Here is a 17,866-nt window from a genome sequence, read left to right on the forward strand (position 1 = left end):
CTCCCACTATTAATTATATATACTGGTCAGTTAATTAATCAAGAATGACTAAAAATTATGTTATAATAACCTCAATAATTAATGTCAGGAGCGAATGTATTTGGAACAAAAACAACGCCCTCTCGGAAGGCCCCGTCAAAATAAAAATACAAAGGCTACAAAGGAACTGATTTTAGAAGGTGCAACTCGATTATTTCTCACTCAAAATTATCAAGTTGTTTCAATGGATGAGGTCGCGAAAGAATGTGGCGTTACAAAGGCAACTGTATACTATTACTACTCAACAAAGGCTGATTTATTTACCGCTACAATGATTCAAATGATGGTTCGTATAAGAGAAAATATGGATCAAATACTCTCTACAAATAAGTCTTTGGTAGAAAGATTATTAGACTTTGCTAAAGCATACTTACACGCAACGATGGACATTGATATGAAAAATTTTATGAAAGATGCAAAACTCTCTTTATCTGAGGAACAATTGAAAGAATTGAAAAATGCCGAAGATAAAATGTATGAAGTATTGGAAAAAGTAATCTATAACGCAATGCACAATGAAGAAATACAAAAAGGAAATCCTAAATTAGCTGCTCATGCTTTCGTAGCATTATTATCGATTGGAAATTATAAGGATGAGAATCACAATCCTATTCTTGTAGATATAGATGACTTAGCAAAACAAATTGTTTCGTTTTATTGGAATGGATTAAGTAACTAATATCGAATTAAAAATAGTTTAAGATTTACTTAATACAAAAGTAACTGTTTGCTTAAAACATGATTTGATTAATTACATGTTGTTAACTCAAATAAAAGAGCATGTTATTGAAAAATAATGTTCAAAACATGCTCTTATTCATTGTAATTAATAAGTTTCTTTATATAAAAAGTTGTTCATTGTTAATAATAACTTCACAAGAAATGATAATTTGTTATTATCAGTCCCTATAATCTTTGGATTTGCTCATTAATTCCCCCCCTACTTAGCCCTCCGTGGTAACAAACTACTGATTCAATATCTAGATCTAAATATTTCTTCAAAGACTGTTGTGCTTCTTTTATATCCAAAGTAGTTTGGGCATGAACTCCCCCTAGAACACCGTTTACACTATACATTGAATCCCCAGCGATAAGAATTTTACTTTGTTTCAAGTATAAGCTAATATGCCCAGGAGTGTGTCCCGGGGTATGAATAATAAGAATCCCGCCACAATACGGAAGTTCTTGACCGTCAATCAAAGTATCACTCACTTTTCCTTTCGGTGGATTCTCTACATTTGCACCCTTCAATAAAGGTAAATCCCCCTCAATATAAGGCTTATCTAGCTCGTGAGAATAAACTTTAATATTGCTTCCACAGTTTTGTAATAGTTCAGGAATATTGCCTATATGATCTATATCTTGATGCGTCAAAATCACAACTTTTAGTTTATCAATCGGTACTCCTACTTTATACATCTCTGCTTGTAAATCTTCAATTTGTCCAAGAAATCCAGTGTCTATTAAAACTGCCATCTCATCATCCCATAATAGAATTGGATGAATAATAAATCCATGAAATTCAAGATGCAACATCTCTACTCCCTTAGCAATCTCCATAACTTTAGTCCCCTTTATAATTAGGTTTTTGAAGTCTAAAATAGGTTTGATTACATAAAAAATAGAAGAATAAAGCCCTGCTATCGTTTAATATATTTCGTCATTCCAATCGAAAATTCCTCAAATCCAATAGATTCATAGTACGGCTTCAAATCCTCAACACACATAAGTTGAGGATTAACCCTATTTTGCTCACAGTACCTGTTTAATCGTTCCACTATTTCCTTTCCAATTCCTTTGTACTGATATTCCGGTAATACACACACTCCGCAAATAATGCCCGTAATTACACCATCTGATATAACGCGCCCCATCCCTACTAATTTTTTGTTATCAAAAACATAAATTGCATACCAACTTTGTATACACATTTGTTCTAACTCGTTAACCGTTAATTTAAGAGAATTCCATCCTAAAGATTCATACAAGGCTAATAATTCATTGAAATCTTTAGGTGGTTCAATTGTGTACTTTAAAATAGTTTTCATATAAATACTCCCTATTATCCTTTGGTTTCTATTCCACTAAATTACTCTGTAAAAACTCTTTTGGCCGGCATTAAACTGACTAGAACAATACTTCAATAAGTAAAAATAAAATTCCTTCTCTGTAAAAAAACAATGGACTAAATACAATTGATTTCATATATTTCCTTATTTATAATTTGTTTAGTATATCGTGAGTGTAATTATCAGTTTTAATTTAGTGAAAAAGGTATATCAAGATTTACGAAATTTTAGTTTCAGTAGTAGTAGATAAACGAAACTGACATATGGGACATGTAATAACCATTCTTAATATGACAGGTGACAAAGGGAAAAGACTCCTTGTAAAGAAATTGGATACTATCTAGCCTCTCATGGTGAACGAGTGCTTTTAATTGAAGTAGACCCTAAAGCAAACCTAACACAATCAATCTTTTAGGAAATTAGTATAAACATATCTACGGATGCGAAAGTGAAGAAGACAAGAATTATCACGTTTGTACGCCTAGTATTAATATGGTGATTATATATTTAAAAATTGCACAATATTATTGGCAATAATATTGTGAGATATTAATAATGCAGCATAATGGTGGAATCTTTACCGCAATAATTACAGCACAAACAAAAAAAGCCGCATTTGCGACTCATGAACTTATAGAACTAACGCATGCGTTAGTTGAATTACTTATAGTTTAATCGCATCAACAATTAGCGATGGAAAACCAAGTTTATCTCCTTTATTTCTAGAGTCATACCTTTTTGAACGGAAAATAACACCATCTTTAGCATCCCATTCGTTGTAATAAAATTGCCCATTTTCATCACAATATTCAAGTAAAACTACTTCAAATCCAGCAGTTTCAAACATTTCAGTTAATGTTTTATAATTATGAACTATTTTATGGCTTGCAGCTGGATGGTCTTTAGGTCCAGGTCCGCCTACTTTAACGATATTTTGGTAGGTTTCATCTGGAAAAAATGCATCAGGGACACCACAACGAATATGGCCTGATGGTTTTAAAAATTCATAACAAATTTTAGCCGCTTTTACACCTTCTTCAAAAGTAAGATGTTCCCATACATGCTCAGCTAAAATGGCTGTAATGGAATTATATTCAAATCGTTCTTCCCAAGTAGTTTCAATTAATAAGTTAAGTTCATCTTCTTTAGTTTGAATCCAACCTGGATTATTGTTAAATGCTCCAGCTCCAACTACTACTTTAATTTCAGTTTGTTTTATTGCCATCACTTTCACCTCATATGTACTTTAATTCATTAAATATTTTCTATGTTTACTATAAATTTTCCTTCTTCAACTAAGCTGCCGGCTAGTTCAAGAAAAAATCAATTACAATGAAAATCGAAATTACTATTAAATGAGCTTAGGATAGGATAAACAAGCCGAGCAATTTGGGTATTACTACAAAATATTAAATTTGACTATGTGTTTTCTTCCCCGCAAACAAGAGCGATTCAAACTGCAGAAATGGCTACTAATATAAAAGCTATTCCAGATACAAGATTATAAGAAAAAGAAGGTATCTCACCTTTGTGAGATACCTTCTTTTATATCAATCTATCATTATATTATCCACCAAAAACTATACAGCTACATACTATAAGAACAAACAACACTAATAAACTATTTGAGAAATGACCCATAGAATACTACCCCTTTATTTAATTATGTAAAAGATTTTACCATAAAATTATTTACAGCATAATATCTGAAAGAGACATTAGATTCATTAGTTTTTTATGTATAAAGTAATATTTTATAATCTTTACATTCTCCTCACATAAAAATACTTTAACTTTTCCTCTACTGCATTTCTCACGATTTAAATAACATCTTATTAGTAAATAAATATTTACTAATACCAATAAAATTATTTGATTTTAAATAAAAATAGTAATAAAATAATTACTAAATCAATAAAGGAAGCGAAAAATAATGACCAATAAAGAATTATTAAACGAATACATGAATTTATTATTAAATATGTCAGGTACTTTCAAACTGTTATCTATGAAATCTTCTGAATTTACACATTTAGAGCAACACGTAGTTGAGTATATTGCCCAGCAAAAAGTCGCTGTAAATTTGAAAATGATTGCAAGTTACTTAAACATACCTAAGCAACAATTAAGTGTAACAGTTCGTAATTTAGAGCAAAATGGATACATTGTAAAAAAACAAGACACAGTAGATAAACGAGCCGTTTTAATTTCCCTAACAGAAAAAGCTGAAAAAGTACATTATGAGAGATGGAAACAAATTTATAATAATTTCACAGATAGTCTTGAAAAACTAAATGAAGAAGATCAACGTGATTTAACTTACGGACTTTATAAAACAAATAAAATGCTCTCGAAAATGCTAAATAACGACTAAACGGATACAATAATTTATTGTTTATTATTAAACGGAGGATGTTTCATGATTAAAGAAATAGATTTACATTCAGTCCAAGGTACTATGCTTATTCCACTTTGGGGACGAGCGAACGGAAGTGAAAAAAATAAAGATATTTTAGATGATATGGAGGCTATTCGAATTATTAAAGATTGCGATTTTGATTTCTCTAGAATAGCTGACACCTTTGGTGAATACGGATGCATAACTTACATTGCCCGCGCACGAAAAATTGATGATACTATAAAACAATTTATTAGTAAACATCCGAATGCTACTATTGTAAATATCGGTGCTGGACTAGATACTACATTTTCAAGAGTTGATAACGGTACAATACATTGGTATAACCTTGATTTGCCCGATGCAATCTCTTTTCGTAAAATATTAATTGATGATTCACCACGAAATATAAGCATCGCTAAATCATTTTTTAATACTTCTTGGTTTGACGATATTAAATATGATCCGAACGACGGTATTCTTTTTATATCAGCAGGTGTGTTTTACTACTTTAAAGAAGAAGATTTAAAAGAGATCATAGTTACTCTGTCAAAACGTTTCCCTGGAGGAGAGCTATATTTTGACGCTGAATCAAAATTCGCACTGAATCTTTCGAATGCTACTGTAAAGAAATCCGGTAATAACAGCGCTATGATGTATTTTTACGTAAATAATCCAAAGGCAATAGAAAAATGGTCTTCTAACATAAAAGTGTTAAGCTGTTCCCCTTTCTTTAAAGATATACCTACAAATAAAGATTGGGATGGTAGTACGCGTATTATGATTCGAATTGTAAACTTAATAAAGATGTTGAAGTTTGTTCATTTGCGATTTGAAAAATAATCAATCTATAGCTTATATATTATATCGTATACAAAAAAGACCTCAATATAATAAAATCGAGGTCTTTTTTACTTATTTTTCAACTAAGCTAATTGCTAACTTATGTAGAAACAACATTTTTCACTATACTTTTTATTCCTCTAACGACTAGATACCTTGTTTATTCTTAAATTTCGAACTCAACTCGCTCCATACATCAAATTTATTACCATCCAAATCATAAAAAACAAAATTTCTACCTACATGACCTCTATTTTCAATCTCACCAACTTTTATCCCTTTTTTAATAAAATCAAGATGCAATGCATGTAAAGCATCTAATCCATCCACTTCAAATGTAATTGAAAATCGTTCCTCACCATTAATATCATAAAAATTCGAGCTTTGATTCTCTTTTGATTTCACTAAAAAAACACTTATATTTACTAGATTAATAATCGCTTTGTCTGAATCCTGATAGCTTAACTCCGCACCCAACTTTTCTACATACCATTTTGATGCATTAACCGTATCAATTACAGGTAAGTATGTAGTTCCTATCCGTATTAATTTATTATCCATTGTATTCGCTCCCTTTACAGTATGGGGCTAACAATAACGCCGAACGTATATTCTTGTTAAATATATTCTTTCTACACATACATTATCCTTTAAAAATTTTAATTTTTCACAACGGCATACAAAACAAATTTATATAATCCTTTCTGTTTAAGTCTTTGTCATTATATCGATAGTAGCAACCTCTTCGTAAGTGAACATTTTGTGAATGTTCTCAAAGCGATTTCAGACATCTTCCCTTTTTTACTCAAAATTCTCATGTTTAATAACTTTATTTTTCATAAAGGTTTTATATATCCCAATGTTGTATTACTACATATAACATTTTTTCGATATCAATACTTAAAAATAAGGAGATTAAATAATGGAACAAACCATTCATATTGACGGTTTCGTCAAACCTGGGTTTGAAAAAGTTAAGGATGCATTTATAGAAAATTTTACAACTCGTGAAGAATTAGGGGCGGCATGTTGTATCTATTACAATGGTGAGTGTGTTGTTGATCTATGGGGTGGTTATCGTGATCACCAAACTAAGGAATTTTGGACAGAAGATACAGCAGTTCTCATATTTTCTGGGACAAAAGGGTTTGCTGCTCTTGCATTAGCTTTAGCTCATTCAAAAGGGTATATAGATTACGATGAAAAAGTATCTACTTACTGGAATGAATTTGGGATAAATGGAAAAGAAAACATTACAGTCCGGCAGTTACTTGCACATACAGCGGGATTATGCTGTATTAATGAATTACCATTACATACACTTAGTGACTTTGATACAAAAAACGTTGCCCCGTATTTAGAAACTATGAAGCCAGCTTGGGAACCTGGTACAAAACATGGTTATCATACTTGGACAATAGGCTGGTTTATAAGTGAGTTAATTCGTCATGTAGATCCAAAAGGAAGAAATCTTACTCAATTTTTCAATGAAGAAATTTCAGGGCCCTTGCATGCCGAAATGTATATTGGCATCCCCTCTTCTCTTCCAGATGAACGAATTGCGACTATTAAAGGAATCCAATCTATATTTGATATATTTAAAAACTTCAGCTCTTTTCCTAAAAGCTTACTATGGGCATTTATAAATCCAAAATCATTAGCAAAACGTAGTATGTTAGATCCAAAAGGATTATTAGCTCATGATAATTTCAACCGAAGAGAATTACGAGAAGTAGAATTCCCATCTGGAAATGGTATTGGGGTAGTACGTGATATGGCCAAAATTTATAGCGAATTTGCTAATGGTGGTCCTCACTTAGAAATAATCCCACATACATTAGATGAATTGTCCAAACCACCTATCCAAACAAAAAATGGCTGGCGTGATGTTGTCCAAACCGTCGACACGGCATTTTCATTAGGATTTTTCAAGCCGTTAACAACTGGTTCTAATTATGGAAATTCTTCATGCTTTGGTCATCCAGGGGCAGGTGGCTCTTTATGCTTTGCTGATCCAATAAATCGAGTTGGTTTTTCATATGCAATGACACGGGTTGGTATGCAAATGTTTGATGACCCTAGAGAAACGGCAATCCGTAAAGCTTTTTATAAAATAATTCTATAATTTCCGTTTAGATATATGAAAAAACGCTAGGAGGAAGATTATGAGAGAGAACGAATTGTACGTTTATCACATTGTTACTAGAAAAAAAATGAATCTCGGACAAATCATAAACTTTGACAAAAATCAAACTAATACCTTATATACCTTCTTTTTTGAAAGAGAACAATTAAATTCTAATGGTGAAGACTCTATTCAAATTTTAAAAAATCATTATACCGATGAGGAATTACATATAAATAATGAAAATGCTAAAGTAGTTATGAATTATATGGATCAAACAATTAGAGCGGTTAGAGAAACGATTGTGGAAATGGTTAGACTGCAAGAATTTCCTGAATATCCTTCAAGGTTGTCTTGCTTATATGCTTCCAAAAGCTATGAAGATGCTTTGAAATGGAAAGAGCTTTTTGATTCTTACAATCGAGAAGTTTTGCAGATTGTTAAACTACGAGTGATCGGCAGTTCTTTTGAAGGTGACGGAAACCTTTTACCGAAAGAAGATGGTATTCCTTTTTCTCAAAAAATTGAACAAGCTAGAGAGTATTGGCAAGGAAATGTTAGAAATGAACTTCCTGAGCTACTGATTAATGGAAAAATTGAAGTGATGGAAATTATAGATGATTTTTCACCAATTCGCATTTAATTCTTGACTAAATATTATAGGACGGAGATTACAATGATGAAAAAGGTGTACTTCAATCATGATGGTGGTGTAGATGATTTAGTTTCACTGTTTTTATTACTTCAGATGGACAATGTGGAACTTACCGGGGTCTCTGTTATACCAGCAGATTGCTATTTAGAACCCGCAATGTCTGCAAGTCGTAAAATTATCGATCGTTTTGGTAAAAGTAGTATTGAAGTAGCGGCATCAAACTCTCGTGGGAAAAATCCGTTTCCAAAAGACTGGCGGATGCATGCGTTTTATGTAGATGCTTTACCAATTTTAAATGAGTTTGGAAAAGTGATAACACCCACGTCAGCTAAGCCTGCACATCATCATATAATAGAGACCCTTCTACAAACCGATGGAAAAACAACTTTATTATTTACAGGTCCCCTAACTGACCTTGCCCGTGCATTATATGAAGCACCTGTAATCGAAGAAAAAATTGAACGTCTAGTTTGGAGGGGGGGTACATTTCGTACTGCAGGCAATGTACATGAACCTGAGCATGATGGAACAGCCGAATGGAATTCATTTTGGGATCCTGAAGCAGTAGCTCATGTATGGGGAGCAAAAATAAAAATTGATTTAGTGACGCTAGAAAGTACAAACCAAGTTCCGCTAACATTAGACGTACGTGAACGCTGGGCAAAAGATCGTAAATATATTGGTGTCGACTTCCTTGGTCAATGCTATGCGATGGTCCCCCCTCTCGTTCACTTTTCAACTAACTCTACCTACTATTTGTGGGATGTATTGACTACTGCGTTTGTCGGAAACACTGATCTTGCAAAAACTCAAACGATTAATAGTATCGTTCATATATCTGGACCCAGCCAAGGACGTACAGTGGAAACTGATAATGGACGACCAGTAAATGTCGTTTATGATGTAAAACGTGATCTGTTCTTCGATTATATTACTGAATTAGCTAAAAAAAGTTGCGAATAATTTCATTGAATTCATTGAGAATTGGTCAAGGATAGCATTTGTTGGATGTGAGGATTGGCAGTGGTTACCTTTCACTACCAGTCCTGAAAGTGGTATAAATTCAGATGATGAGCCAGCAAAACGATTTAGAAATTGGTTGGGACTAGATTTATAATTATAAAAAAGAGTATTGAATTAACTTTCAATACTCTTTTTGTGCAGTTAAATTGTTTTGGGTCAAAATAAGTTTCAATTTAATTAAAGTTAGGTTTTACAGATTAACCATTTCATAACCATTTACAAAGTACGTTATTGTTTCTAGCTCATCTTCATTTAATTCTCTATCTAGTTCTTGTTTATACGCTGCCTTTATCTTCTCTTCATCGCCTTTATGAGTTTCCGTATATGTTCCTACTGTTTTTAGCAAACGAATCTCTCGCAAAAATTCATTTCGATCTATAGCTTTCCCATGTGAAAGAATATAGGTCTCGGCATCAAATCCCTCTAATTCTTGTATCAATTTAAACGTTCGTTTCGTCGTATAGTTCCACTTCGAAGAAAAAATATCTGCATAAATACAGTCTCCTAAAAACAATATCTTTTCCTCTTTAATATAAATGACAACAGAGTCATGTGAATGATCCCCACCCACATGCTTTAAGACACATGTCACATCACCAAGGTCTAATTCAAGTTGTTTCTGAAAGGTTAAGGACGGCGGAATAATTTGAATATTTCTCGGTTGTTCATTGAACTCTTTTTTTATACAATCCGCACAAAATTCAATTTCTGTGCCTTCTTTCACTCGTGCGTCCAATGCCTCATCTGTCCACTCATAAGAAACAATTGTGTTCATCTCTTTTTTTGTTTCAAAATGTGCGATAGACAATGCTTTTTGTAATACAGGCAATCCAAAAATATGATCCCAGTGCCAATGCGTTAATGCTACAAAATCAGGATTTGAGATATTTTGCTCTTTTAACATTTCTAAAAACAATTGTGCATGTGCTTCTGAATTACCTGCATCTATCATCAAAGTCTTTTCTTTTCCAACAACCATTCCTAAGATAGGTCTATCCGTCTCCGAAACAGGTGTCATATACCAAAATGAGTGTCCAATTTTTTTAATTTGCTGCATAACTATTTCCTCCATTTACTACTACGCTCTTGAATTATTATCTGTAAAACCTTCATCCAGCACATAGCACGAAATAATATATATTGCTTTCTTTAAAACGTAGTCACTTCTTCTATCCATTTAAATAAGCATCCCAATCATAGTCTTCAATTTTATAGAATCTACCTTCATCATTTCTTTCATATGCACATAAAGGTGGTTCCTCAAGAAATTTTAAAATAGAATCATCTATATTCAATATGACTCCAACTGAAATAATTTGAAAGTTTTTAGGATCATTTACAAAGTCATCACTTTCATAGCCACTTAATATTGACCAACCAGAGTCACCTTCTTCTCTTGAATCCTCTTTAAGCATAAAGTTAAATTCTCTTTTTTCAAGTACATCATTACTAACAATTACCTTCGTATCAAAATAAAAATCCCAATCTTTTGAAGCTGGATCGTGATATTCCGTATCACATATATTTTCAATTCCAAATGAAATTTTATCACCTATTTTTAAATCTAAACGATACGGATTATTGTTGAGTTTCCCTACAAACTTCTTCTCATTTCTTTCAGTGATTTCCACCCACATTCTTTCACCATTAAACCCATCTTCTTCCTCATTTTTAGTTACAAAAATTAACTTTACCAAATCTCCAACCTTTAATTTCTCCAACACTTCTGAGCTAGGAAGGTAGAATGTATATGGCGCTCCTTTATTTAATTCATAAACATTATCTAAGTACCAAGACATCTTTTTTCTCTCCTTAAAAGCTTTTTACACTCATATTTTTAAAATAACACTATTTTTTCTTCCGGCAAACTACTACCATAGAATAGCAATCTTCCCCTAACTCATTTCCTTCCCAATCATTATATATATGTAATAATTCAAAACCATTCGCTACTAGTAATCTTTCTAACTCCTGCGGATACGTATAGCGAAGATCAATCGTTGTTTTCAGTTCCTCTACTAGCACATCATCCTTATAAAACCTTCTTGTTGTTATGTAGTGCTGTATTTGCTGAATTGAATCATATGTCATTTCAGTATATAAATCACATTTTCTTCCCTTTTCATCACTAATAGTTGTCCAATATTCTTCTGTAGATGGTTGTATTAATTCTTCTTTTGAAGGAAATCGTGTATCGAATATGAATATACCATTCTCAGTTAACACATGATGAATAGATGTTAATAACTTATTTTGATCTGTATTCATAAGAAAGTGCTGGAATCCATGTCAAACCATAAATGCTAACGGAATCGTTTCTTCAATCTTCAATTGTAAGCAGTCTTATTGTAGCCATTTTACTTTTTTACACTCCGTAGATTTTCTCTTCGCTTCAGCAAGCATTCCTTCATGTATATCTACACCAATCATTTGATATCCGCTTTCTATAAATGGAATTGTAACCCTTCCTGTTCCACAAGCAATATCTAGAATCCATTCATTTTGTATACTTAGTTTTTGTGCCCATGATAGTAAAAACGGAAAATCTGACAAACTTTTATTTTCTATATCATATCGTTTTGGATTTTCATATTCTGATAGACTCCACTTAGTTTGCAAACTTATTCCCCATTTCATATTTCCACTTAAATTTAATATATAAATTATAACGAATTATTAGTTTTTTCTCTATAATCAAACACAATTACTTGGACTAATCTAACTTTCCTTTTCGTAAGCTAAAAATAAGTGGAAGAATCGGAGTGTGATAATATGGAACGTTTATGGATCCCAATGATCGTTACGTTTTTTTCGTTCGGTGGGTTATTATTAGGAGGCGCTGTTGGATTTGCAACACGTCAACTAATTGAAGAAAAGATGCATCGTTTATATGCATTATGTGGTGGTATTTTACTTGGATTATTATCGCTTGAAATTATTCCTGAAACATTTTCAAGCTATGAAATAATTGGTCCTATACTCGGGATTACTATCGGAGTATTAGTTATGAGCTTATTAGATAATTATTGCCATCATCCAATGATACATAAAAAAGATCAACAAGCATGGCAAACCTTCCTTTTTCTTTCTTTCGCTATATTTATTCATAATATGCCGAGTGGCTTTGCGTTAGGTACAGCTTTTATAAATCATAATGACTCTGCCATTCCTTTCTTACTTGCGATTGTTATTCACCATATTCCAGAAGGATTAGCGTTAATCATTCCATTTCTTTTTACAAAGCATAAATACATTTCATTTTTATTAACAACTTTATTACTTTCCCTAATTCTAGGTACCGGTACTGTTTTTGGCATTATGATGGACGGGAAAGCTCCCCTTTTACAAGGACTGATTATGGGAAGTGCAATTGGTTCCCTAGGTTATGTCACAATTCATGAAATGCTTTGGAAAGCAAAAAAACAGTTAACTTTCCTTGCGTTTCTATCATGGTCTATTAGTGGCTTTTTACTTATAACAGTCTTCGCCCTTTTTACTGGTCATCATTAAAACAAATATGTTTTATTATTTGTATATTTTTCCTTTTTCTCCAAAACATAATAGTATCTACCTATTACAAGGAGGAACGATTATGTTTGGAAAAACAGCCGGTGAAGCACTAGTTGACCTATTAATTGATTGGGGTGTAGAGCATATATATGGTATGCCGGGAGATTCCATTAACTCTATTATTGAGCCTTTAAGAAAAAAACAAGATAAAATCAGATTCATTCAAGTTCGTCATGAGGAAGCTGGCGCACTTGCGGCGGCAGCCTATGCGAAGTTAACGGGAAAACTTGGCGTTTGTATGGCTATTGCTGGACCTGGAGCAATCCATTTACTCAATGGTTTGTATGATGCGAAACTCGATCAAGCTCCTGTACTAGCAATTACAGGACAAGTTGAAAGCGATTTACTTGGAACAGGATTTTTCCAAGAAGTAAACTTAGAAAGAATGTTTGATGATGTTGCGGTTTATAATCAACGAATTATGTCAGCTGAACAGTTACCCGCTGTAGTGAATCAAGCGATTCGAATGGCATATACGAAAAAAGGTGTATCTGTTCTTACCATTCCAGATGATGTCCCAAAATTTGAAGTAAAAAATGGAGCACGTATTACAAACTCTTCTTTCACATTACCTGAATTATTTCCGCAAAATGAAGATTTAACTTTAGCAAAACACGCATTAAACGAAGCGAAAAAACCTGTTATTTTAGCTGGTAAAGGCGCAAAACATGCGAGAGAGTCTTTACTTGCATTTGCTGAACATATCGGTGCTCCAATCGTACTTACATTACCCGCTAAAGGAATCATCCCTGATGAACACCCTCTTTGTATTGGCGGATTAGGGTTAATCGGAACGAAACCTTCATATGAAGCAATGAAACATGCGGATACTTTAATTATGGTTGGGACTTCTTATCCGTTCACTGGGTTCTTACCCGAAAAAGCAAAAACACTTCATATTGATACAGACCCTGCTCAAATCGGGAAACGTTATGCGACAGATATCGGATTAGCTGGTGATGCTGATAAGACATTAAAATGGTTAATTGCAAATGTAGAAAATCATGAAGACCATTCGTTCTTAGAACACCACCAAGAAATGATGAAAAAGTGGGAAGAAAAATTACACAATCAAGAAGAAGATTCTTCGACCCCAATTAAACCACAGCGAGTTATGCATGCTCTGCAGAAAGTAGCAGAAGATGATGCAATCTTATCTGTCGATGTCGGAAATGTAACAGTGTGGACAGCAAGGCACTTCCGTATGACAAACCAGCAATTTATCATTTCTAGCTGGCTTGCCACACTTGGTTGTGGCTTACCTGGTGCACTTGCTGGAAAAATTGCTTTCCCGGATAAACAAGTGTTTGCAGTTTGTGGTGACGGCGGGTTTGGAATGACAATGAACGACTTTGTAACAGCTGTTAAATATAAACTGCCAATCGTTGTCATCGTATTAAACAATAATAAGATCGCCATGATTAAATTCGAACAAGAAGTTATGGGTAATATCGAATTCGGCACAGACTTAACGAATCCTGATTTCGCTAAATACGCAGAGGCTTGTGGTGGAATTGGATATCGAGTTGAGAATTTAGATGAACTACTCCCTGCTTTTGAAAACGCAGTAAAACAAAATAAACCGTGTATTATTGATGTAGTAGTAGATGTAAATGAAGCACCAATGCCAGCAAAAATCACATTTGGTCAAGCGGCCGGTTATACGAAACATATGATAAAAGAATTATTTGAAGAAGGTAAGATTGATCTACCACCACTTTAAAATATAAAAGAAAGATAGCCGAAAACAATTTGTCTTCAGCTATCTTTCTTTATTTTTGTACCTCTCTATAGAAAGAAAAATCATTCACAGTAGGCTGTATTTGTTTCTCTACTTTCACTTTTTCCTTCTTCCGATTCGCTCTTCTAACATTTCCTAGCTTAATCGCATCTTGCATACTATTACTAACTAGATTTCCTGCTAAAATTGTCATACTATAAAAAACAATTGGTATAAGTACAATCCATGTATGAGTAGTTAAGTGCCGGAAGTTTTGACCAATTAGGCCGGTCCATTCTTTTGTTACACTATCTGGATCCATTCCACTGAAGGTTATTGTTCCACCAAAAAATAATTGCAACAAACCAAGGTGTAAGAGAAGTAATAACGTACTCACAAATTGTTGGGCTACTAATAAAAGAAATGATGGTAACATATGCGGCCATATATGGCGCTTCAACCTCTGCCACTTACTTCCACCGAGCACAGTGGCTGCCAATATAAATTCTTCTTTCTTAATACGTTTTACTTCTTGCGCTATATACAACATAACTGTTGGTACAGCAAGACATGCAAGAACTATAATTTGAAATGCCACTCGCAAATACAACGGCACAACTTCTTCTCCACTATCAAACGTTAAAACTTCATTTAACATAAAATAGGAAATCATAACCATTGGTACAATACTAAAAGGATCAAAAAAAGATGAAATAACTGGAAATGATCTTTTACTGTACATTCCTAGTAATAAGCCAATAACTCCACCAATTGCCACACGTAAAAATGCGATAACGATACTTGCACCGACTGTCCATTTCGCTCCTTCTATTATTAACTGGACAAGGTCGCGTCCTTTCGCATCACTACCGAACCAAAATTTACTCGATGGTGAAAACGGAGCTGCCTCTAGTTCTCCTTTTTCGTTATACATCATCGTAAGTTCACGAATATTCCCATCGAAAAACAACGTATTCCCAATACTAACAATCATAAGTGCGCTTAAAAAAGTAATACCTAGCCAAAATCTCACATCTTTTTTTACAACTTGCCACATATTATACACGCTCCTTTATAACATTTTGTAAGAACGTATGTAATAAACGAAATAGTATAAAAAGCGGTACGTATAATATTATTAAACTTACTGTAAATATTTCTAACTTTGAATTTTCTTTTACAAAAACAAACATGCCGTACGTATTAAATATCCATTCAATAATATATAAATTTGATAACATGAATAAAATATTTGTTTTTGCATAATAGATTGTTGTTAACAAGACATTTCTTGAAATATGATGTGTTAAAATATGTCGTAAACTTAGCCCTTTACTCTTCGCAAATATACTATAATCTTTTTCCATTTCTTCTCTAAATCGTAATAACAATAGTTTTATAAATAGTAACGTTGTTGGTATCGTAAGACATATAATGGGTAACAACCGTACTCTCTCTTCTCCTATTCCAGCAAGTTTTATTGGCATAAATCCTGTTTTTTGAAAAACAATTACGACAAGAAGTTGCGATAATAAAATAAGTAAAATATCCGGTATACTTTCAAGAGTAAGAAAAACCCCATTCCATACTTTCTGCTTCATATGAGAACGCTGCAATACCCAAACGACAAGTACATATGCTATAAGCAAAGACAGTAAAAAAGCTGAGAGAAATACGATCATCGTTTCAATATAATGAATCCAAATTTGTGGAAATAATTTTCTTGAGTCTCGAAATCCAAATGTAATTTCACCCGGTCGAAGTAACTTCCCTCCAAGAAACACAATCGTGTTCCAAAAACCGATTAAATCAATTTGCAATCCCTTAAATAATCGAGGGAGTGCACCTAGACAGATTATACACAAAATTGCAGCAAATAACTGTAAACAAGTAATCCCACACCATCTAACAATTCGCATCAACATAACTATTACCCCTTGATTTATTGATAGAATATTCAGAAACAAAAAACCAGATATATTACATCTCTTCAGTTACATCCTGCACTCGCTTTTTCCCATTAGGTAAAATAGCTTGATATAAACACGTAACAAATAATAATAAACCAAATAAAATAATATACAATGTATCTGCACCAATCCATTTCGGAAACAGCATCGCTATTGCGCCAAGAGATAACAGTTGGAATCCAGTCGTTAATGGACTAAGTAAACTTTGAACGCGCCCCATAAATGACTCTTCTACAATTTTATACATCCAGCCCGATAATGCAATATTAATAAACGGTAAAAAGAAAGTCGCAAAAGCTATACATACATAAAAAGACCATATGTGATTTACAAAGTAGCACATACCGAAGAAAACTCCTGAGCCCGCCATACCAAAAACAATAATAGATTTTGGTGCATATTTCTTATCTATACTCGTTGCTACTACACTTCCGATTAGTAATGAAATTCCTCCAACTACTCCACCAACCATTGCTAAACTTTCATACGTTTCTGGAGCTAATTTGTATTTTAATATGTAAGTAGAGGATACGCTTAAAATACCATTTAATAATCCAAATACGATAAACCCTAAAAGTAGTTTTTTTAAAGTTTCATTTTGATATATATACTTGATACCTTCTTTAAACTCTGTAATTAACATCTTCAAGTTAACTTCTTTCCATTTTGTTCTACCATTCGGCAAACGAACACTTTCTGGAATTGAAATTGTTTGAATTAAAATACCACTCGCAATAAAGGTGAATGTATTAACTAAAATGCTCCCATAAATTCCAAATGTCCAATATACCATTGTTGCAATTCCTACACCAAATAAAGCATACAAACTAGTTACCATTTGATTAATACCTGCTGCTGCACCATATTGATCTGATTCCACTACGCCCTGAATCATAGCCTGCTCAGATGGGGAGAAAAATTGAATACATGCATTTTCCAAAAATAAAAATATAAAGACAAGTATAATCATCCCGTAATAAAGCGAAATTAGAATTCCAATATTACAGAGAGAACAACATATATTACTTACCGTACAAATACGTTGTCTATCAAATCTATCCACTACTGTCCCTACTAATAGAAAAAAGATTAGTGCAGGTAATGCAATCATAATTTGTGTCGTCGTTGCGTAAACTGGCTGTTTTCCGTATTGATCTAACAAGTAAAACATTAAAGAAATTCCAGCAATCATAGAACCAAGTCGCTCTAAAATATTTGCTAGAAAAAAGCGTGCATAAACTTTGTTGCGGAATAACTGTAGCATTTCTTTCATACGTAATATCCTTTCCATCGACAAAATATTATTATTTCGGTCATTTCTCGGAAGTCATATTATATTTTTTTCGACCATTATCCAGTCTTTTCCTTCTTTATAAAAAACAACCTAAAAAAAGACCCTTGTTCATAAATACAAGAGTCTTTGCATTTTTCTTCGCTTCACGAATTTGTAGTTG

Annotated in this window: 18 protein-coding genes and 2 pseudogenes; 10 read left to right on the forward strand and 10 right to left on the reverse strand. The window is 33.1% G+C overall.

Going from position 1 to position 17,866, the window contains the following annotated elements:
• Positions 1 to 100 precede the first annotated feature (100 nt).
• Positions 101 to 718 (forward strand): TetR/AcrR family transcriptional regulator, encoded by a 618-nt coding sequence (locus tag BAU28_RS21090; protein WP_071719855.1) that lies wholly within the window; start codon positions 101 to 103, stop codon positions 716 to 718.
• A gap of 227 nt (positions 719 to 945) precedes the next feature.
• Here BAU28_RS21090 and BAU28_RS21095 read toward each other — a convergent pair whose 3' ends face one another.
• The 3 genes from BAU28_RS21095 to BAU28_RS21105 all read right to left on the reverse strand — a co-directional run bounded on the left by BAU28_RS21095 (position 946) and on the right by BAU28_RS21105 (position 3,333).
• Positions 946 to 1,599, reverse strand: a complete 654-nt coding sequence (locus BAU28_RS21095) for an MBL fold metallo-hydrolase (protein WP_071719856.1) — start codon at positions 1,597 to 1,599, stop codon at positions 946 to 948.
• Positions 1,600 to 1,679: 80 nt separating this feature from the next.
• Positions 1,680 to 2,087 (reverse strand): GNAT family N-acetyltransferase, encoded by a 408-nt coding sequence (locus tag BAU28_RS21100; RefSeq protein WP_071719857.1) that lies wholly within the window; start codon positions 2,085 to 2,087, stop codon positions 1,680 to 1,682.
• 685 nt (positions 2,088 to 2,772) lie between these two features.
• Positions 2,773 to 3,333 (reverse strand): class I SAM-dependent methyltransferase, encoded by a 561-nt coding sequence (locus tag BAU28_RS21105; RefSeq protein WP_071719858.1) that lies wholly within the window; start codon positions 3,331 to 3,333, stop codon positions 2,773 to 2,775.
• A gap of 198 nt (positions 3,334 to 3,531) precedes the next feature.
• Between BAU28_RS21105 and BAU28_RS21110 the strand changes: the two genes are divergently transcribed.
• The 3 genes from BAU28_RS21110 (at position 3,532) to BAU28_RS21120 (ending at position 5,349) form a co-directional block, all read left to right on the forward strand.
• Positions 3,532 to 3,615: a hypothetical protein gene (locus BAU28_RS21110; protein WP_244158166.1), complete on the forward strand. Its 84-nt coding sequence runs from the start codon at positions 3,532 to 3,534 to the stop codon at positions 3,613 to 3,615.
• A 426-nt stretch (positions 3,616 to 4,041) separates the two neighbouring features.
• Positions 4,042 to 4,482: a MarR family winged helix-turn-helix transcriptional regulator gene (locus tag BAU28_RS21115; protein WP_071719859.1), complete on the forward strand. Its 441-nt coding sequence runs from the start codon at positions 4,042 to 4,044 to the stop codon at positions 4,480 to 4,482.
• Positions 4,483 to 4,527: 45 nt separating this feature from the next.
• Positions 4,528 to 5,349 (forward strand): class I SAM-dependent methyltransferase, encoded by an 822-nt coding sequence (locus tag BAU28_RS21120; RefSeq protein ID WP_071719860.1) that lies wholly within the window; start codon positions 4,528 to 4,530, stop codon positions 5,347 to 5,349.
• A 147-nt stretch (positions 5,350 to 5,496) separates the two neighbouring features.
• On the opposite strand, the gene BAU28_RS21125 is transcribed toward BAU28_RS21120, so the two are convergent.
• Entirely contained in the window at positions 5,497 to 5,910 is a 414-nt protein-coding gene (locus BAU28_RS21125) for a VOC family protein (protein WP_071719861.1), read from the reverse strand.
• A gap of 361 nt (positions 5,911 to 6,271) precedes the next feature.
• Here BAU28_RS21125 and BAU28_RS21130 point away from each other — a divergent pair, with 361 nt between their 5' ends.
• The 4 genes and pseudogenes from BAU28_RS21130 to BAU28_RS31610 all read left to right on the forward strand — a co-directional run.
• Positions 6,272 to 7,474: a serine hydrolase domain-containing protein gene (locus BAU28_RS21130; protein ID WP_071719862.1), complete on the forward strand. Its 1,203-nt coding sequence runs from the start codon at positions 6,272 to 6,274 to the stop codon at positions 7,472 to 7,474.
• Between the two features lie 40 nt (positions 7,475 to 7,514).
• Positions 7,515 to 8,117, forward strand: a complete 603-nt coding sequence (locus BAU28_RS21135; protein ID WP_071719863.1) for a DUF2441 domain-containing protein — start codon at positions 7,515 to 7,517, stop codon at positions 8,115 to 8,117.
• Between the two features lie 33 nt (positions 8,118 to 8,150).
• A complete protein-coding gene (locus tag BAU28_RS21140) occupies positions 8,151 to 9,092 on the forward strand; it encodes a nucleoside hydrolase (protein ID WP_071719864.1) in 942 nt (313 codons plus the stop codon).
• Positions 9,079 to 9,246: pseudogene (locus BAU28_RS31610) on the forward strand (SMI1/KNR4 family protein); the annotation flags it as partial. The gene BAU28_RS21140 and the pseudogene BAU28_RS31610, both read left to right, overlap by 14 nt.
• 96 nt (positions 9,247 to 9,342) lie before the next feature.
• Here the strand turns inward: BAU28_RS31610 and BAU28_RS21150 are convergent.
• From BAU28_RS21150 to BAU28_RS21160, 3 genes and pseudogenes are all read right to left on the reverse strand, one after another.
• Entirely contained in the window at positions 9,343 to 10,209 is an 867-nt protein-coding gene (locus tag BAU28_RS21150) for an MBL fold metallo-hydrolase (RefSeq protein WP_071719865.1), read from the reverse strand.
• 112 nt (positions 10,210 to 10,321) lie between these two features.
• Complete coding sequence (locus BAU28_RS21155; RefSeq protein ID WP_071719866.1) at positions 10,322 to 10,951, reverse strand: immunity protein Imm33 domain-containing protein; 630 nt, start codon at positions 10,949 to 10,951, stop codon at positions 10,322 to 10,324.
• Between the two features lie 49 nt (positions 10,952 to 11,000).
• Positions 11,001 to 11,789: pseudogene (locus tag BAU28_RS21160) on the reverse strand (class I SAM-dependent methyltransferase).
• Positions 11,790 to 11,924: 135 nt separating this feature from the next.
• Between BAU28_RS21160 and BAU28_RS21165 the strand changes: the two are divergent.
• Both BAU28_RS21165 and BAU28_RS21170 read left to right on the forward strand, forming a co-directional pair.
• Positions 11,925 to 12,662, forward strand: coding sequence for a ZIP family metal transporter (locus BAU28_RS21165; RefSeq protein ID WP_071719867.1), 738 nt, complete (start codon positions 11,925 to 11,927; stop codon positions 12,660 to 12,662).
• A gap of 82 nt (positions 12,663 to 12,744) precedes the next feature.
• Positions 12,745 to 14,445, forward strand: coding sequence for a pyruvate oxidase (locus BAU28_RS21170; RefSeq protein WP_071719868.1), 1,701 nt, complete (start codon positions 12,745 to 12,747; stop codon positions 14,443 to 14,445).
• 49 nt (positions 14,446 to 14,494) lie between these two features.
• Here the strand turns inward: BAU28_RS21170 and BAU28_RS21175 are convergent, their stop codons facing one another.
• The 3 genes from BAU28_RS21175 to BAU28_RS21185 are packed head-to-tail and all read right to left on the reverse strand — an operon-like array spanning position 14,495 to position 17,685.
• Entirely contained in the window at positions 14,495 to 15,499 is a 1,005-nt protein-coding gene (locus BAU28_RS21175) for an ABC transporter permease (RefSeq protein WP_071719869.1), read from the reverse strand.
• A gap of 1 nt (position 15,500) precedes the next feature.
• Positions 15,501 to 16,367 carry an ABC transporter permease subunit gene (locus BAU28_RS21180; RefSeq protein ID WP_071719870.1) on the reverse strand — a complete coding sequence of 289 codons (867 nt, stop codon included), beginning with the start codon at positions 16,365 to 16,367 and terminating at the stop codon, positions 15,501 to 15,503.
• Between the two features lie 55 nt (positions 16,368 to 16,422).
• Positions 16,423 to 17,685, reverse strand: coding sequence for an MFS transporter (locus BAU28_RS21185; protein WP_071719871.1), 1,263 nt, complete (start codon positions 17,683 to 17,685; stop codon positions 16,423 to 16,425).
• Positions 17,686 to 17,866 lie beyond the last annotated feature (181 nt).

It is taken from the genome of Bacillus paramycoides, assembly GCF_001884235.1.
Lineage (GTDB): Bacteria > Bacillota > Bacilli > Bacillales > Bacillaceae_G > Bacillus_A > Bacillus_A paramycoides.

Bases quoted from the DNA above. Each gene is read 5' to 3' on its own strand.
- BAU28_RS21095 (WP_071719856.1), bottom strand. From the start codon at position 1,599: ATGGAGATTGCTAAGGGAGTAGAGATGTTGCATCTTGAATTTCATGGA.
- BAU28_RS21100 (WP_071719857.1), bottom strand. From the start codon at position 2,087: ATGAAAACTATTTTAAAGTACACAATTGAACCACCTAAAGATTTCAAT.
- BAU28_RS21105 (WP_071719858.1), bottom strand. From the start codon at position 3,333: ATGGCAATAAAACAAACTGAAATTAAAGTAGTAGTTGGAGCTGGAGCA.
- BAU28_RS21115 (WP_071719859.1), top strand. From the start codon at position 4,042: ATGACCAATAAAGAATTATTAAACGAATACATGAATTTATTATTAAAT.
- BAU28_RS21120 (WP_071719860.1), top strand. From the start codon at position 4,528: ATGATTAAAGAAATAGATTTACATTCAGTCCAAGGTACTATGCTTATT.
- BAU28_RS21125 (WP_071719861.1), bottom strand. From the start codon at position 5,910: ATGGATAATAAATTAATACGGATAGGAACTACATACTTACCTGTAATT.
- BAU28_RS21130 (WP_071719862.1), top strand. From the start codon at position 6,272: ATGGAACAAACCATTCATATTGACGGTTTCGTCAAACCTGGGTTTGAA.
- BAU28_RS21135 (WP_071719863.1), top strand. From the start codon at position 7,515: ATGAGAGAGAACGAATTGTACGTTTATCACATTGTTACTAGAAAAAAA.
- BAU28_RS21140 (WP_071719864.1), top strand. From the start codon at position 8,151: ATGATGAAAAAGGTGTACTTCAATCATGATGGTGGTGTAGATGATTTA.
- BAU28_RS21150 (WP_071719865.1), bottom strand. From the start codon at position 10,209: ATGCAGCAAATTAAAAAAATTGGACACTCATTTTGGTATATGACACCT.
- BAU28_RS21155 (WP_071719866.1), bottom strand. From the start codon at position 10,951: ATGTCTTGGTACTTAGATAATGTTTATGAATTAAATAAAGGAGCGCCA.
- BAU28_RS21165 (WP_071719867.1), top strand. From the start codon at position 11,925: ATGGAACGTTTATGGATCCCAATGATCGTTACGTTTTTTTCGTTCGGT.
- BAU28_RS21170 (WP_071719868.1), top strand. From the start codon at position 12,745: ATGTTTGGAAAAACAGCCGGTGAAGCACTAGTTGACCTATTAATTGAT.
- BAU28_RS21175 (WP_071719869.1), bottom strand. From the start codon at position 15,499: ATGTGGCAAGTTGTAAAAAAAGATGTGAGATTTTGGCTAGGTATTACT.
- BAU28_RS21180 (WP_071719870.1), bottom strand. From the start codon at position 16,367: ATGTTGATGCGAATTGTTAGATGGTGTGGGATTACTTGTTTACAGTTA.
- BAU28_RS21185 (WP_071719871.1), bottom strand. From the start codon at position 17,685: ATGAAAGAAATGCTACAGTTATTCCGCAACAAAGTTTATGCACGCTTT.